Origin of the sequence: Pedobacter xixiisoli (assembly GCF_900215335.1) — a bacterium.
GTDB classification, from domain to species: domain Bacteria; phylum Bacteroidota; class Bacteroidia; order Sphingobacteriales; family Sphingobacteriaceae; genus Pedobacter; species Pedobacter xixiisoli.
Genome location: NZ_OCMT01000004.1, coordinates 618,960 through 632,975 on the forward strand (window position 1 = coordinate 618,960; position 14,016 = coordinate 632,975).

At 37.0% G+C, this 14,016-nt stretch carries 13 protein-coding genes; 9 read left to right on the forward strand and 4 right to left on the reverse strand.

All coding sequences use genetic code 11. From position 1 onward, the window contains the following. The first annotated feature begins 90 nt into the window (after window positions 1-90). The 7 genes from CRO54_RS18800 to CRO54_RS18830 all read left to right on the forward strand — a co-directional run bounded on the left by CRO54_RS18800 (window position 91) and on the right by CRO54_RS18830 (window position 6,005). Complete coding sequence (locus tag CRO54_RS18800) at window positions 91-1,242, forward strand: ATP-binding protein (protein ID WP_097133615.1); 1,152 nt, start codon at window positions 91-93, stop codon at window positions 1,240-1,242. A gap of 79 nt (window positions 1,243-1,321) precedes the next feature. Beyond that, window positions 1,322-1,981, forward strand: coding sequence for a DedA family protein (locus CRO54_RS18805; protein WP_097133616.1), 660 nt, complete (start codon window positions 1,322-1,324; stop codon window positions 1,979-1,981). 8 nt (window positions 1,982-1,989) lie between these two features. Further along, window positions 1,990-2,532: an inorganic diphosphatase gene (locus tag CRO54_RS18810; protein WP_097133617.1), complete on the forward strand. Its 543-nt coding sequence runs from the start codon at window positions 1,990-1,992 to the stop codon at window positions 2,530-2,532. A 6-nt stretch (window positions 2,533-2,538) separates the two neighbouring features. Beyond that, window positions 2,539-3,954 carry a hemolysin family protein gene (locus CRO54_RS18815; RefSeq protein WP_097133618.1) on the forward strand — a complete coding sequence of 472 codons (1,416 nt, stop codon included), beginning with the start codon at window positions 2,539-2,541 and terminating at the stop codon, window positions 3,952-3,954. Between the two features lie 117 nt (window positions 3,955-4,071). Further along, window positions 4,072-4,779 carry a 16S rRNA (uracil(1498)-N(3))-methyltransferase gene (locus CRO54_RS18820; RefSeq protein ID WP_097133619.1) on the forward strand — a complete coding sequence of 236 codons (708 nt, stop codon included), beginning with the start codon at window positions 4,072-4,074 and terminating at the stop codon, window positions 4,777-4,779. Beyond that, window positions 4,779-5,501: a DUF4159 domain-containing protein gene (locus CRO54_RS18825; protein ID WP_097133620.1), complete on the forward strand. Its 723-nt coding sequence runs from the start codon at window positions 4,779-4,781 to the stop codon at window positions 5,499-5,501. Before CRO54_RS18820 ends, CRO54_RS18825 begins: the two co-directional genes overlap by 1 nt. Before the next feature lie 3 nt (window positions 5,502-5,504). Continuing rightward, entirely contained in the window at window positions 5,505-6,005 is a 501-nt protein-coding gene (locus tag CRO54_RS18830) for a biotin/lipoyl-containing protein (protein ID WP_097133621.1), read from the forward strand. A 125-nt stretch (window positions 6,006-6,130) separates the two neighbouring features. Here CRO54_RS18830 and CRO54_RS18835 read toward each other — a convergent pair whose 3' ends face one another. The 4 genes from CRO54_RS18835 to CRO54_RS18850 all read right to left on the reverse strand — a co-directional run bounded on the left by CRO54_RS18835 (window position 6,131) and on the right by CRO54_RS18850 (window position 11,084). Continuing rightward, window positions 6,131-7,198 carry a branched-chain amino acid aminotransferase gene (locus CRO54_RS18835; RefSeq protein ID WP_097133622.1) on the reverse strand — a complete coding sequence of 356 codons (1,068 nt, stop codon included), beginning with the start codon at window positions 7,196-7,198 and terminating at the stop codon, window positions 6,131-6,133. Window positions 7,199-7,400: 202 nt separating this feature from the next. Continuing rightward, window positions 7,401-8,366 carry a tryptophan 2,3-dioxygenase family protein gene (locus CRO54_RS18840; RefSeq protein ID WP_097133623.1) on the reverse strand — a complete coding sequence of 322 codons (966 nt, stop codon included), beginning with the start codon at window positions 8,364-8,366 and terminating at the stop codon, window positions 7,401-7,403. A gap of 331 nt (window positions 8,367-8,697) precedes the next feature. Continuing rightward, complete coding sequence (locus tag CRO54_RS18845; RefSeq protein ID WP_097133624.1) at window positions 8,698-9,996, reverse strand: HAD-IB family phosphatase; 1,299 nt, start codon at window positions 9,994-9,996, stop codon at window positions 8,698-8,700. A gap of 125 nt (window positions 9,997-10,121) precedes the next feature. Then, the gene (locus tag CRO54_RS18850; protein WP_097133625.1) at window positions 10,122-11,084 is read right to left on the reverse strand and encodes an NAD-dependent epimerase/dehydratase family protein; all 963 of its coding nucleotides are present in this window, start codon (window positions 11,082-11,084) and stop codon (window positions 10,122-10,124) included. A gap of 93 nt (window positions 11,085-11,177) precedes the next feature. Here CRO54_RS18850 and CRO54_RS18855 point away from each other — a divergent pair, with 93 nt between their 5' ends. Next, window positions 11,178-12,359 (forward strand): formimidoylglutamase, encoded by a 1,182-nt coding sequence (locus CRO54_RS18855; RefSeq protein ID WP_097133626.1) that lies wholly within the window; start codon window positions 11,178-11,180, stop codon window positions 12,357-12,359. Window positions 12,360-12,467: 108 nt separating this feature from the next. Continuing rightward, window positions 12,468-13,613, forward strand: a complete 1,146-nt coding sequence (locus CRO54_RS18860; protein ID WP_097133627.1) for a TlpA disulfide reductase family protein — start codon at window positions 12,468-12,470, stop codon at window positions 13,611-13,613. Window positions 13,614-14,016 lie beyond the last annotated feature (403 nt).

The following is a 14,016-nucleotide window of genomic DNA, read 5'->3' on the forward strand; positions in this document are numbered from 1 at the left end:
CTCCGCTTCTTGCTTTTTAGTGGACTGGAGTGATTTTTTACAATTTGGGAATTTAATTGCCAAATTGTAAAAAATGATTATATTTGATGTATGATAGAAAGGAAAATAGCTGAAAAGCTCAAAGATATAGCTCAGAAATTTCCGGTAATTACTATAACAGGGCCAAGACAATCGGGCAAGACTACACTTTGTAGGCAAGTATTTGCAGACTATCGCTATGTAACACTCGAAAATCCTGATACACGTTCATATGCTGAAAACGATCCACGTGGTTTCTTAGAAGAATACAACGAGAAAGTAATTATAGACGAAGCGCAAAACGTTCCAGCATTATTTTCTTATATTCAAGGAATTGTTGATGAAAGTAAGCAAGTTGGACAATATATACTCTCAGGCTCTCAAAATTTTTTACTTTTAGAGAAGATAAGTCAATCACTTGCTGGAAGGACTTATATTTTTCACTTGTTACCATTTGCACAAAGTGAACTTTTAGCCCCATACGAGCAGGATATGCTACAAAGCATCTATAATGGAGGTTACCCAGCTATTTACGATAGGCAAATAGCTCCTCTTGATTATTTTCCTTCCTATATTCAAACTTATATTGAGCGTGATGTAAGAAGTATTTTACAGATAAAAAACCTTAATTCATTTAGTACCTTTTTGAAGGTTTGTGCGGGTAGGACCGGTCAGTTATTCAACGCTTCAGATATAGGAAATGAGATAGGCATTGACCATAAAACCGTACAAAGTTGGCTCTCTATACTCGAAGCCAGTTTTATTTTATTTCGTTTGAATCCGTGGCACGTGAATTTTAATAAGCGTATTGTAAAGACACCAAAGCTATATTTCTACGATACCGGATTAGCTTGTTATTTACTTGGAATACGTAAAGCTGAGGAACTAAATGTACATTTTGCAAAAGGATCATTATTTGAAAACTATGTAATTACAGAATATATCAAAAATCGTGGAAATAAAGGTGACAATGCCCCTCCATATTTTTGGCGGGATAATACCGGGAATGAGATAGACTTGTTAGTTGATTTAGGGGATCGTATAAAACTTATGGAAATTAAAGCGGGTAAAACTATTAAAGATGATTTTTTTAAGAGTTTGACATTCTTTGAAAAAATACAAACTGGCTATCATTTATCTAAATATATCGTATACGGTGGAGATAGTTATAGAAGGCAGTACAATACGCAGGTTTTGCCATGGAATAGGCTAGATGATTTCTAACTCTATTAAAAGCTAAAAATCGTCCCAGGTAAGATAACCATATAGAATATTATTTGTAGTTTTACGAATAATTGTAACTATGGAGCAATTTTGGAACCATCTGCAGCATCTTATTGATCCTGAAAAACTCCTTAGGGAAGGCGGTTTCTATTTGGTTGTTTTCGTTATTTTCGCCGAGACAGGTCTCTTCTTCGGGTTTTTCTTACCAGGAGATTATCTTTTGTTTTTAGCAGGAATGTTCGTAGCAACGGGTAAGTTAGACGTAAATATTTATGTATTAGTTTTCTCGCTAATTGTTGCAGCTATCTCTGGAAATTTCACGGGATATTGGTTCGGTAGAAAGACAGGACCAGTACTGCATACCAGAAAAGACACCTTCTTCTTCAAGAAAAAATTCCTTAAAACCGCAGAAGATTATTACCGTAAGCAAGGTGCTTTTGCTTTAATTATGGGCAGATTTGTGCCGATAGTTAGAACATTTGCGCCAATAGTAGCTGGTTTAATTAAAATGGATTTCAAAAAGTTTGTACTCTATAATATTTCGGGTGCACTTTTATGGATTTGTTCCTTAACTTTGCTGGGTTATTTTTTGGGGAAAAGTTTTTCAAAACAGATTGAAGAGTACTTAGGTTATATCATATTTGGATTTATTGCGATAACAACAATTCCATTAGTAATTACCTTTGTGAAAAATAAAATATCAAAGAATACAGACAATTTAGAAGACAAAGAGATTTAAAGAAAAAGATGATTAAAGACGAAACCCATCCGTGGCACAGCGTATCTCCGGGCAGTAATTTGCCAGAAACAGTAAATGCAATTATCGAAATCCCTAAAGGATCAAAAGCAAAATACGAAATAGATAAAGATTCTAGCTTAATCAAGTTAGACAGAGTATTGTTCTCATCAGTAATGTATCCAGCTAACTATGGCTTTATTCCACAAACTTATTGTGATGATAAAGATCCTTTAGATATTTTGGTTTTATGTTCTGTAGATGTTTACCCAATGACAATTATTGAAGCCAAAGTTGTAGGTGTGATGCACATGATTGACAATGGCGAGCAGGATGATAAAATTATTGCGGTAGCGAAAAATGACCCATCTGTTAATTATATTAACGATTTGGGCGAACTGCCTCCACATACAATGAAAGAGATCGTTAAATTCTTTCAAGATTATAAAGATTTAGAAAATAAACAGGTAACTATCGAGCATCTACTAGGTGTAAGATATGCCCATAAAGTAATCAATGAAAGTATTGAGCTTTATAACACAACATTTAGATAACCTTTAATGATTTACTCCGTCAGTACGCCAATAATTGCATTTGTTAGTGCATATCTTCCAAGTCCGGTTTTAGCTGTAATAGCTACGCCCGAAACCGAAAGTGGATCTATAGGGTGGCGCCTAATATTTGCATTATTTTTAGTGTTTTTAAACGGATTTTTTGTGGCGGCCGAATTTGCAATTGTGAAGGTTCGGGCGTCACAGATTGAAATTAAAGCCAAATCTGGTAGCAGAGTTGGAAAAATGGCAAAAAATATCCTACACCATTTAGATGGATATTTGGCAGCTACACAATTAGGTATTACTTTAGCTTCTCTTGGATTAGGTGTGGTCGGAGAAAAGGTAATGCATGAAATCATTCATGATTCATTAGCGAATTTTGGCGTTGCCGAGGCGTTAATTACCACCATATCTACCATTTTGGCGTTTTCTATCATCACCGTTATGCACATTGTATTTGGTGAGTTAGCGCCTAAATCATTAGCGATACAACGTCCGGTTGCTACTACGTTGTTTGTATCTTTCCCATTGCAAGGTTTTTATATCTTATTTAGACCGGCTATTTGGCTATTAAATGGCTTAGCCATGATTATTTTAAAGCCATTTGGTATTGATACCAGTGCCGGTCATGAATCATTACACAGTAACGAGGAGTTACAATACTTATTAGACCAAGGTAAGGAAAGTGGTGCTTTAGAAGATAATGAGCACGAGTTGATTAAAAATGTGTTTGATTTCAATGAGCGTGTGGTGAAGAATATCATGGTTCCCCGCACTAAAATCTCAGGTATTGAATTGAATACTTCGAAAGATGATGTAGTAGAAAAAATCATCTCTGAAGGTTATTCTCGTATGCCTGTTTACGATGAAATCATTGATAAAATCATCGGTATCATTCACGCAAAGGATGTGCTTCCATTATTGGCCAGCCAAAAAGAATGGTCACTGTCAGATATCATCAGAAAACCTTATTTCGTTCCTGAAACTAAAAAAATTAACGATTTGTTAAGTGAGCTACAACAAAAGCGCATCCAAATTGCCATTGTTTTAGACGAGTTTGGCGGAACAGCTGGGATGGTTACGCTAGAAGATATCGTAGAAGAGATTGTTGGCGAGATTCAAGATGAGTACGATGAAGAGAAACCAATTGTTGAGAAGGTAACAGATACAGAATTTATCGTTAATGCTTACGCTACGGTATATGATGTTAATGAGCACTTGCCTCACGATTTGCCTGAAGACGAAGATTTTGATACTGTTGGTGGTTTAGTTTCTCACGCTTTTGGAAAAATTCCTGAAGTAGGAGAGAGCGAAGAGTGCTATGGTTATCTGTTCACTATTCTTAAAAAGACAGAGCAAAATATCGAAACTGTAAAGCTAGAAATTGTCATAAATAAAAGTGACATGGTAGATTTACATTAAGCTAGGTTAACTGTCAAATCGTTTAACTGTTAATTGTCGAGACGAATAGAAATCTAATTGTTCTAGTGGTTTTTGGCTATGTATTTTACTTTTTAATTTTGACTTTTAACTTCAAGGATGCATTTATTCTACACACCAGATATTAACGCCAATACTTATACTTTAAGCGAAGAGGAAAGCAACCACTGCAATAAAGTGTTGCGCCTAAAGCAGGGGGATAGGGTTAATTTAATTGATGGTGTAGGTGGATTGTACACGGCGGAAATCGCTGAAGCAACTAAAAGAGCTGTACATTTAAATATCATCGATAAGCAAAGCGAATTTGGTAAGCGTAACCATTACTTACATATTGCTATTGCGCCTACAAAAAATATCGACAGGCTGGAGTGGTTCTTGGAAAAAGCAACCGAGATAGGGATTGATGAAATTACACCCATTATTTGCGACCGTTCTGAACGTAAAATCATAAAGCAAGACAGGTTAGAGAAAGTAATCACCTCTGCCGTTAAACAGTCGCTAACTGCCTATCACCCTAAAATTAATACTGCAATTTCTCTTAAGGATTTCATTAAGCAGAGCGAAGCTGATGATAAATTAATTGCACATTGTATTGATGAAGATGATAGAGAAGCCATTGCAGGGATCGTTAAGCCTCATCAAAAATATCTTATCCTTATTGGCCCAGAGGGCGATTTTACTCCCAAAGAAATTGAACTTGCTTTGCAAAGCGGATTTAAACCAGTAACTTTAGGCAACACCCGCCTACGTACAGAAACTGCTGGTTTGGCGGCTTGTTTTGAAGTTAATTTTTTAAATAGGGGTTAATGAAGTGGTCAGTTTTCAGTAATCAGTTTCCAGTTTTAAAACCATTTAAAGGTTCACTTAGGTGTGCTGCTCAATTTTTACTTTTCACTTTTACCTTTTTACTTATTACGGCCTTTACCTTTCCTCCAACTTACAAAATAGGCAAACTTAAATATGCTGGTGGCGGCGATTGGTATGCGAATAGAACTGCTTTGCCCAATCTTGTAGCCTTTTGCAATAAAAACATCGCTACTAACTTTGCTGCCGAAGAAGGAATTGTAGAAGTGGGAAGCGCAGAACTATACAATTACCCATTTGTGTATATGACTGGGCATGGGAACGTGACATTTAATGCTCAAGAAGTCGCGAATTTGAGAAAATATCTGATTGGCGGTGGTTTTCTTCATATCGATGATAATTATGGCTTAGATAAGTTTATTCGCCCCCAAATGAAGAAAGTATTTCCGGAGCTGGAGTTTGTGGAGTTGCCAGCTAATCATAAAATCTACCATCAAAAGTTTAAATTTTCAAATGGGCTTCCGAAAATCCATGAACACGATAATAAACGTCCGCAAGGTTTTGCTCTGATATATAAAGGACGTGTGGTTTGCTATTATTCTTATGAATGCGATTTAGGCAATGGTTGGGAGGATTATGGCACTTATCCTTCGGACACCCAAGAAAGTAGGAATAATGCGCTAAAAATGGGTGCAAATTTGATTCAGTACGCTTTAACCAATTAACTTATGAACAAAGTAACTGTAAATAGTCAATTTCATTTTGATGTTGACGTTGTAAACGAAGTTTTGCAAGTGAATAGCCAAAGTGTTGATTTAGATGTATTGAGCCTAAATGAAAAGTCAAGTCATATTTTGCATAAAAGCAAATCTTACAATGTTGAAGTGGTAGAATTTGACAAAGCCGAAAAGCTGGCTAAGATCAAGGTGAATGGCACTGAGTATCAAGTCCAGGTTACTACTCAATTAGACTTATTGTTAAAGCAGTTGGGTTTAGATAACTTGAATGCCAACAAAATAGCCCAAATTAAAGCGCCTATGCCTGGTTTGGTTTTAAATATACTGGTTAAGGAAGGAGACGAAGTGAAGAAAGGCGATAGCTTGGTGGTTTTAGAAGCAATGAAAATGGAGAACATTATCAAATCTCCAGCTGACGCTATAATAAAGAAAATAGAGGTAAAGCAGGGGGATAAGATAGAGAAAAATACAGTGCTGATACAGTTTGGTTAACGAGCAATTTTGTAAAAGTGACTTACTTTATGATAAAAATTAACTGCTATTTCCAAGTAATGTGAAAAAACAATAAAGCCCCGAAATTAAATTTCGGGGCTTTATTGTTTTTATGCTGAATGTGATTAAGAAATCACCCAGTTCCAGCCAAAAGTATCTGGAGCTAAACCATATTTTATATCGTTTAACTTTTTAGCAATACCATTTGAGATATTTCTTGAAGCCACATCAGTTAAGGTATAAGTTTTGCCTTCGTAACCTATTTCACCGATATGCGTAACCGTAGCAGCAGTACCAGCAGCAAATGCTTCTGTTAATTTACCGTTTTCAATGCCTTCGATGATTTCCTTAACAGATAACCTTCTTTCTTCCACTTCAACGCCATCAGCTTTTGCTAATTGGATGATAGTATCTCTAGTTACACCGTCTAAAACCGTAGTTCTAACCGCAGGAGTTACTAATTTGCCATCAATTACAAACATTAAGTTTGCAGTTCCAGCTTCTTCAATAAACTCATGTGTTTGGGCATCAGTCCAAATTAACTGGTCGAAACCTTCTTTTCTAGCCACCTCAAATGGATATAACGAACGAGCGTAATTTCCTGCTGTTTTAGCATAACCCACACCGCCATCATCAGCTCTAGTGAATTCAGTTTCTACTTTAACTCTTAAAGCTTTGTTGTAGTATTTGCCAGTTGGCGTAGTTAAAATCGCAAATGTATAGCTGTCCGATGGTCTTACACCTAAGTAAGGGTCGGTAGCATACATTACTGGTCTAATATAAAGTGCGTAATCTTCTTGGTTAGGTACCCATTTTTCATCAACGTTAATTAACGCAGCCATACCTTGCATGAAGATTTCCTCTGGAACTTCGGCCATGGCCATTCTCGATGCCGATTTATTAAACCGCAGGAAGTTTTTGTCAGCTCTGAAGATGCTGATTTTACCGTCAGGTAGTCTGTAGGCTTTAATGCCTTCAAAAATAGCTTGTCCGTAATGCAGCGCAGAAATTGCTGGGCTCATCGGGATTGGGCCATAAGGAACTACTCTAGGATTTTTCCATACACCATCCTCATAGTCACACAAAAACATGTGGTCGGTAAACACTTTACCGAATGGTAACTCTGAAAAATCAGTAACTGTAAGGCGAGTTTGCTCAACCTTGGTTACTTTGATGTCTATTGTTTCGGTCATTTTATAGAAGTTATTAAGGAAGCCCTAGCGCTGCCGTCATTTCGACTGGAGTGAAACGGAATGGAGAAATCTTTTGATATAATTTAAAGGTTTCTCGGCTACACTACGTTTCGCTCGAAATGACGGCCGTTTGAGCGACCTCGTTATTTAATTTGCTGCAAAAGTACTAAAAATCATTGTTTTTTAGCTTCTTACAACGAAATTAATGTTTGCTTTTGAGTGTCTGCAACACACTAAGTACCCATCCTTTGCCCCACTCTTCCATCTGTTCTTCAGTCCATAAGAAAGGGTAGAAAATTCGTTTTTGAAAACGCGGAGGCAAATATTTCTGCCAATTGGTTCCACCTGTTGCGGCAATGTCTACAGGATCTTTTTCTAGGTAACGCACAGCGGATTTGTAATGCGATAGAGGCCATTCTACGTTCACGTACAAATCTAACTTACGCAATTCTTCGGCTAGCAAAGTTATATCCTCGCCTTTAGCTTCCAACTGTTTGTAAAGCGATGCGAAATTGCTGTGTTCTCTTTCTTTGGCCAGCGCCAAAAACTGAGTCGCATATTTGCTGATGAATTGTTTTAAGGTTAGCGTTTGTTTGCCGCTAGAAAGTTCTGTAGCGCCGAATTTCCAATAAATGTGCTCGAATTTTTCTTCGATAGAGGCATTGGACAATTCTTCTCTTTTGCTCTTATCTACCAGTTGGGTAAAATCTGTTGCTGATATTTCTATCATACGGTATTGCCCACTTTGAAAACCACTAGCTGGCAACAACGACATACGGAATTTCAAGAATTGTTCCTTTTCCATGCCATTCACCATTACTTCGAAGGAGGTAGTTAAGGCATTGAAATAAGCATTAATTCTTTTTACTCGTTCGGTGAAGAATTTTGCAGTTAGATTTTCGTGTTGGGCGATTTGCTTGCATTCATGTAACGAAAGCTTAAAATATAGCTCCGTAATCTGATGATACATGATGAAAATTTCCTCATCTGGAAACGGGGTTTTCGGACTTTGTAAACTCAGCAAAGTATCCAAATGAATATAATCCCAATAAGTGAGGAAATCTGCGTATAAAAGGCCATCTAGGTAAGAGACCATATCTTGTCCCATGGCTTCGTATTTTTCTTGAAGCAGGGAGATTTTTTCTTTGATTTGTGGAGTTAGTTCCATGTTGTTTTGTCTTTAAGTGTTTAATAACCTTCTTAGCTCAGACAATATGCATCTGCAACTATATGTCCCCTTTGGAGAGTTTGTTCCGAGTATTCGGAAGGAAGGGGGAGGAATTATTTCAGTGTTAAAAAGACAATAACTAGCTGGGCCTATCTATGATAAGCGTAAAATTGGAAATCCGTATCCACGATGATAAAATCATTTATAAGTTTTTAGCCGTTTTGTCATTCTGAGCGCAGCGAAGCATCTATAAGTTCTTGCGATAAAGAAACAGATTCTTCGCTGCGCTCAGAATGACAGGGTGCTTAATCCTGCAAAATTTTAATTAAACCTAATACAAAACCCTAAACTTAATGGTATGCTCAATCTTTTTTAACGATTTAAACAATTGCTTGTCGTACTCCGCATTAATATCCGTAATGGCGTAACCAATAGTAGAGTTCGTCATTAAAAACTGCCCAACAATATTAATATTATGTTTGGCAAATATGGTGTTGATTTGCGCCATAATACCTGGAACGTTTTTGTGAATATGAATTAAACGATGCGATTTTTCGATGGCTGGCAATTGCAAATTAGGGAAGTTGCTACTTAAATAAGTTGTACCCTTATTCATGAAATCTGCTACACGTTTCGGAATGAACAGTGAATTACGAGGATTTGATTTTGGATCGTCGAAAACCACAATACCCATTTCGTTGCAGGTTTGGAAAGAAAACTTATTTCTAGCGCTACCCAAATAACCAATAGTTTTCAGTTTTACTGCTCTTCTCAGTTTCTCTTCCTCAATTTTTTCGCCATTTGCTAAAAACAACATGCCCACATCTGCCACATATTTTTCTTCAAATTCTGTTTTATGGCGAATAGAAAACCCATCCTTTTTAAGGAACGCAATGGTTTCTTCAGGTACATCTCCGACTACCAAGCACAAAATCCTGTTCTTGGGATAAGATATTGATTGAGGCAAATTGTTAACGTACAAAAATTCATCGAAACTTGGCGTAACGTGGTCAGCTTTGGTAACAATACTTTCTCTAGCAATGTTTTCGGTAAAAGCGAAGAACTTTTTAATCAAACCACTTTCACGCAACTGGTAATCTGAATAACCATCGCCAATGCCATATAAATCGCCTTGTAATTGCAATTGGTGCATCAATTTTACTTTGCCACCTTCTTCACTTAATGGATTGGTATGGTCGTAATCTATAATTTTGCCATCGCCTGTGGTTACAAAAGTGTTGGCGTAAATGTTCTCTTTTTTAATGTGGTACTGACTAACCACTGGTGTGATAAACTCCTTAAATCCGCCAGAAACGATTAAAACCTCATCGGCATGTTTTTTAAAGAATTCCGCATTGCGGGAAAAAGATTTAGATACTTTTTTCTTTAAATGTTTGATGAGTATTTGTAGGTGCTCTTCTGTTGCATCTAATAATTTTACCCTTTGCGCTAAACTTTCTGAAAATGACATTTTGCCCTCCATCGCTAAATTGGTATAGTCTTCAATTTTTTGATAGATAGCTTCACGCTCTGGATGTTTCGCTAGAGAAATTCTCGCTAATTCATCTAATGCTTCTACTTGGGTAAAAGTGCTATCAAAATCAATGATGTAAAAGTTTTGCTGTTTCATTTTCTGTTTTCGTTCTAATTTTTCCCGCAGATTTCGCTGACTGTTATTTTAGCTTATTTCAGCAGATTTTTATTATCTGCATTAATCTGCACATTTTTATCGGGGCCCATCAGCGGGATAATCATTTATTTAAGTGCATGGCAAACTTCAGCTATGCTTTGGTTTAGGGGTTTAAATCTAAAGTTGAGGGTATCTGTAATCTTTTGGTTCGTGTAATAACTGAGGTTGAAACTGCTACGAGCGGCATCTTTGGTGAGTGCTGCTGGCTTTCCTGTAAATAGAGATGCGAACTTGGCGGCTCTCCAGGCAATGCCAAGCATCCATGGTTTAGCTTCTTTGCTTGGTGCTTTAATGCCGAAACCTTTAGCAATTTGGGCGAAGAAATCTTTGTAGTGTAGGTTATCGGCGCTTAAGGTATAACGCTCATCGGTAATGCCGCTTTCCATCAGTAAAATCATGCATTTGGCAACGTCTTCTACATCTACAATGCCTGTAGCACCGTCAGTGTAGAATTTCAATCCTTCTTTAACCAGTTTGAAGATGGCCCCACTACCAGTGAAGCCTGCATTTTTTCCAATAATTACCGCCGGATTTACAATCACTGCATCCAATCCCTCTGCAATACCACGCCACACTTCCATTTCTCCCTGATATTTAGAGATGGCATAGTTGTGTGCTTTAGGGTCGTAATCCCAGAAATGTTTTTCAGAAATTAATTCATCCTTTTTTGGGAAACCTAATGCGGCAATAGAACTTACGTGCAGCAATCGAGCATTGTTTTCTATGCAAAGGGCTACAATATTGGCCGTTCCTTCTATGTTGATTTTTAGAAGTTTGGCTTTGTCTTTTGGGTCGAATGATACGGTTGCAGCACAATGGTAAACTTTGGTGATGCCTTCAAAGGCGTCGGCTAAGTCTTCAGGTTCGTTTATATCTGCAATATGCCAAGAAACTAACATGTTATTTTCTAGCAAAGCCGGAATTTTAGAGCTGCTTCGCCTAATGGCCCGGACCTGTATATTTTGGTCCGTAAGCTGCTTTACCAATTCTGCTCCTAAAAAACCTGTAGCACCTGTAACGAGTATCATTCTATTTTTGATGATTTAAGCACAAAAAATAAAAATGCGCTTAATATATGCGCCCAAAAATAGATATTTGAGGTCAGAAATTTAAATAGCTTTATGACTTTATCAGATTTTTTTTCTCCGATAGATATAGAAAAATTCACACCTAGGAATGGTTTTTTAACGAGCCAATTGGGGATGAAGGTAGAGTTTTATACCGATACATTCCCTGATTTGGAAGAAGAGAAGTACGATTTGGCTATTGTTGGCGTAAAAGATGATAGGGGAGCGGTGAATAACAATGGCTGTTCTTTAGCTCCAGATTATTTTCGTGAGCAGTTTTATTTGCTGAACGAAGGGCAATTTCCAACTAAAATTATCGATTTAGGAAATATCATTGCTGGTCAGGAGGTTTCTGATACTTATTTTGCGCTAAAAACTGTGGTTGCCGAATTGGTTAAATTGGATATTGTGCCTATCATTATTGGTGGTGGACAAGATTTAACCTATGCGCAATACATGGGCTACGAAAGTTTGGAGCAAAAAGTTGATTTATTGGTAGTTGATAATCGCTTTGATTTAGAACAGGACGAAACGGAAGGGGTTGCGACCACTTCTCAAAGTTATTTAACCAAGATTTTCTTTCATCAACCAAACTACCTTTTCAATTTTAGCAACATGGGTTATCAAACCTATTTCGTTAATCAGGATAGTTTGCGAGTAATGGATAAATTGTATTTTGATGTGCACCGGTTGGGTGAATTTGTTTCCGATCTATCGGTTTCCGAGCCTGTAATCCGCAATGCGAATATGGTAAGTTTCGATATGGGAGCCATTCGTTCTAGCGATGCTCCTGGCAATACTAACATGGTGCCAAACGGTTTTTACGGAGAAGATGCTTGCAGGATTTCACGCTACGCAGGAATGAGCGACAAGCTTACTTCCATTGGTTTTTACGAATTTAATCCGGCTTTTGATAAGGGCGGACAAACTGCCATGCTACTTTCACAAATGGTATGGTATTTTGTGGATGGTTATTACAGCCGTAAGAAAGATTTTCCGTTGACACCAAAATCGCAGTACATTATCTACAGAGCTAGTGTAAATGACGGCGCTACAGAAGTGAATTTTGTAAAAAGCAAAAAATCTGATAGATGGTGGATGCAGGTGCCTTATCCTGCAAATGGATCCAAAAATGAACGCTTTCATTTAGTGCCTTGCAGATACGATGATTATAGCACTGCTGTTAAAGGAGAGATGCCTGATTTATGGTGGCGAACGTATCAAAAACTAACCTGATAGTTACATAAGTTGTACGAGATAATCGTATATTTGATTTACAACTTATATCACTAAACTATGAAGCTCTTAAGGCGGCTTCACTTATCTAAACATTTTAATAAAAAGATGAAAAAAATAATTCTTTCGGCCGTGTTGCTAGCTCCGTTGGCATTAATGGCACAATTAGATTTTACCGTGAAAGGTAAAGTTGGAAGTTTGAATGCTCCAGCTAAGGCATATTTAGCTTATAGCAACAAGATAGCAGACTCTGCGGATATAAAAGATGGCGCTTTTGAATTTAAAGGGAATGTCCCAGTAATTACACAAGCAAGCATTAGAATAAAACATGATAATGCTGCCGTAGATCCTAAGAAAAGAGTACCAGCTGATGCATTTCCTTTCTACTTAGAGGCAGGAGTAATAAATGTTACCGCTTCAGATTCGATAAAATATGCAAAAGTAACTGGCTCAAAGGTTAACGAGGATAATGCAAAACTGAAGGCATTATTAAAAGCTACCGATGATAAAATAGCAATACTGATGAAAGAATATGGTAGCTATACACCAGAGCAGAAGAAAGACGATGTCTTCATGAAGCCTTTCATGGAAAAATATGATGCGACTAATGCTGAGAAAGATCCTATCTACAAGAAATTTGCTCAAGAAAACCGAAATTCTTACATCGGTCTAGTAGCTTTCAGATCTGGTATGGGATACAATTTTGATCCTAAACCTATTGATGAAGATTTCAAAAAGTTCTCTCCTGAACTTAGGGCTACGCCTTACGGAAAGGCCATAGAAGGTGCTATAGAAGGTGCTAAGAAAACTCAAGTAGGCGTTGTTGTTGCTGATTTTACACAGAATAATCCTGATGGTAAGCCTGTTAAGTTATCAGATTTTAAAGGGAAGTATGTGCTGGTTGATTTTTGGGCTTCATGGTGTGGTCCATGCAGAAACGAAAATCCGAATGTGGTAGCAGCCTTTAATAAATTTAAAGATAAAAATTTCACGGTTTTAGGTGTTTCTTTAGATGGAGGCAATACAAGAACAACTAAAGAAGCTTGGTTAAAAGCTGTAGAGGATGATAAATTAGCTTGGACACACGTCTCTGATTTGAAAGGATGGGATAATGAGGTTTCAAAAAGTTTTGGCATACAAGGCATTCCTTTTAATTTCCTGTTAGATCCAAATGGTAAGATTGTAGCTAAAGATTTAAGAGGCGAAGCATTGCATACTAAACTTGCAGAGATTCTGGATAAGAAAACTAAATAGAATTTTAAAATCATAAACAAGAAAGCCCCGAAGCACTGTTTCGGGGCTTTTATTGTATTAAAGAGTTTGCAGTCCTAGTAATTATAATTAGAAGCAATGTATAGGGTTAATTTCTAAAAGCGAATAATGTAAGTTATCGTCAGTTCACATAATATCTGAAATAACTTAGTCAGACTGAAGAAGGTTGATCTCTTTGTCTTAAATTACAATCCTTAATGATGATTAGATTTACTTTAAAGGCTGATTCGATTGTGCTAGTGCTAGTCTTATTTTGGATTAACTGAGTATGGCTGCTGAATTAATCTCCCGATTTACAGTGTCTTTATAACGGATTTTAAAGTCAAAATATCGCTGCAAAAGAAAAGGCTTTACAAACTTGTAAAGCCTTTTCTTAATATATTTA

Excerpts from the sequence above, each read along its gene's own strand:
- CRO54_RS18840 (WP_097133623.1), bottom strand. The coding sequence starts at position 8,366 with ATGGAACTAACTCCACAAATCAAAGAAAAAATCTCCCTGCTTCAAGAA.
- CRO54_RS18805 (WP_097133616.1), top strand. The coding sequence starts at position 1,322 with ATGGAGCAATTTTGGAACCATCTGCAGCATCTTATTGATCCTGAAAAA.
- CRO54_RS18850 (WP_097133625.1), bottom strand. The coding sequence starts at position 11,084 with ATGATACTCGTTACAGGTGCTACAGGTTTTTTAGGAGCAGAATTGGTA.
- CRO54_RS18845 (WP_097133624.1), bottom strand. The coding sequence starts at position 9,996 with ATGAAACAGCAAAACTTTTACATCATTGATTTTGATAGCACTTTTACC.
- CRO54_RS18835 (WP_097133622.1), bottom strand. The coding sequence starts at position 7,198 with ATGACCGAAACAATAGACATCAAAGTAACCAAGGTTGAGCAAACTCGC.
- CRO54_RS18855 (WP_097133626.1), top strand. The coding sequence starts at position 11,178 with ATGACTTTATCAGATTTTTTTTCTCCGATAGATATAGAAAAATTCACA.
- CRO54_RS18830 (WP_097133621.1), top strand. The coding sequence starts at position 5,505 with ATGAACAAAGTAACTGTAAATAGTCAATTTCATTTTGATGTTGACGTT.
- CRO54_RS18800 (WP_097133615.1), top strand. The coding sequence starts at position 91 with ATGATAGAAAGGAAAATAGCTGAAAAGCTCAAAGATATAGCTCAGAAA.
- CRO54_RS18810 (WP_097133617.1), top strand. The coding sequence starts at position 1,990 with ATGATTAAAGACGAAACCCATCCGTGGCACAGCGTATCTCCGGGCAGT.
- CRO54_RS18820 (WP_097133619.1), top strand. The coding sequence starts at position 4,072 with ATGCATTTATTCTACACACCAGATATTAACGCCAATACTTATACTTTA.
- CRO54_RS18860 (WP_097133627.1), top strand. The coding sequence starts at position 12,468 with ATGAAAAAAATAATTCTTTCGGCCGTGTTGCTAGCTCCGTTGGCATTA.
- CRO54_RS18815 (WP_097133618.1), top strand. The coding sequence starts at position 2,539 with ATGATTTACTCCGTCAGTACGCCAATAATTGCATTTGTTAGTGCATAT.
- CRO54_RS18825 (WP_097133620.1), top strand. The coding sequence starts at position 4,779 with ATGAAGTGGTCAGTTTTCAGTAATCAGTTTCCAGTTTTAAAACCATTT.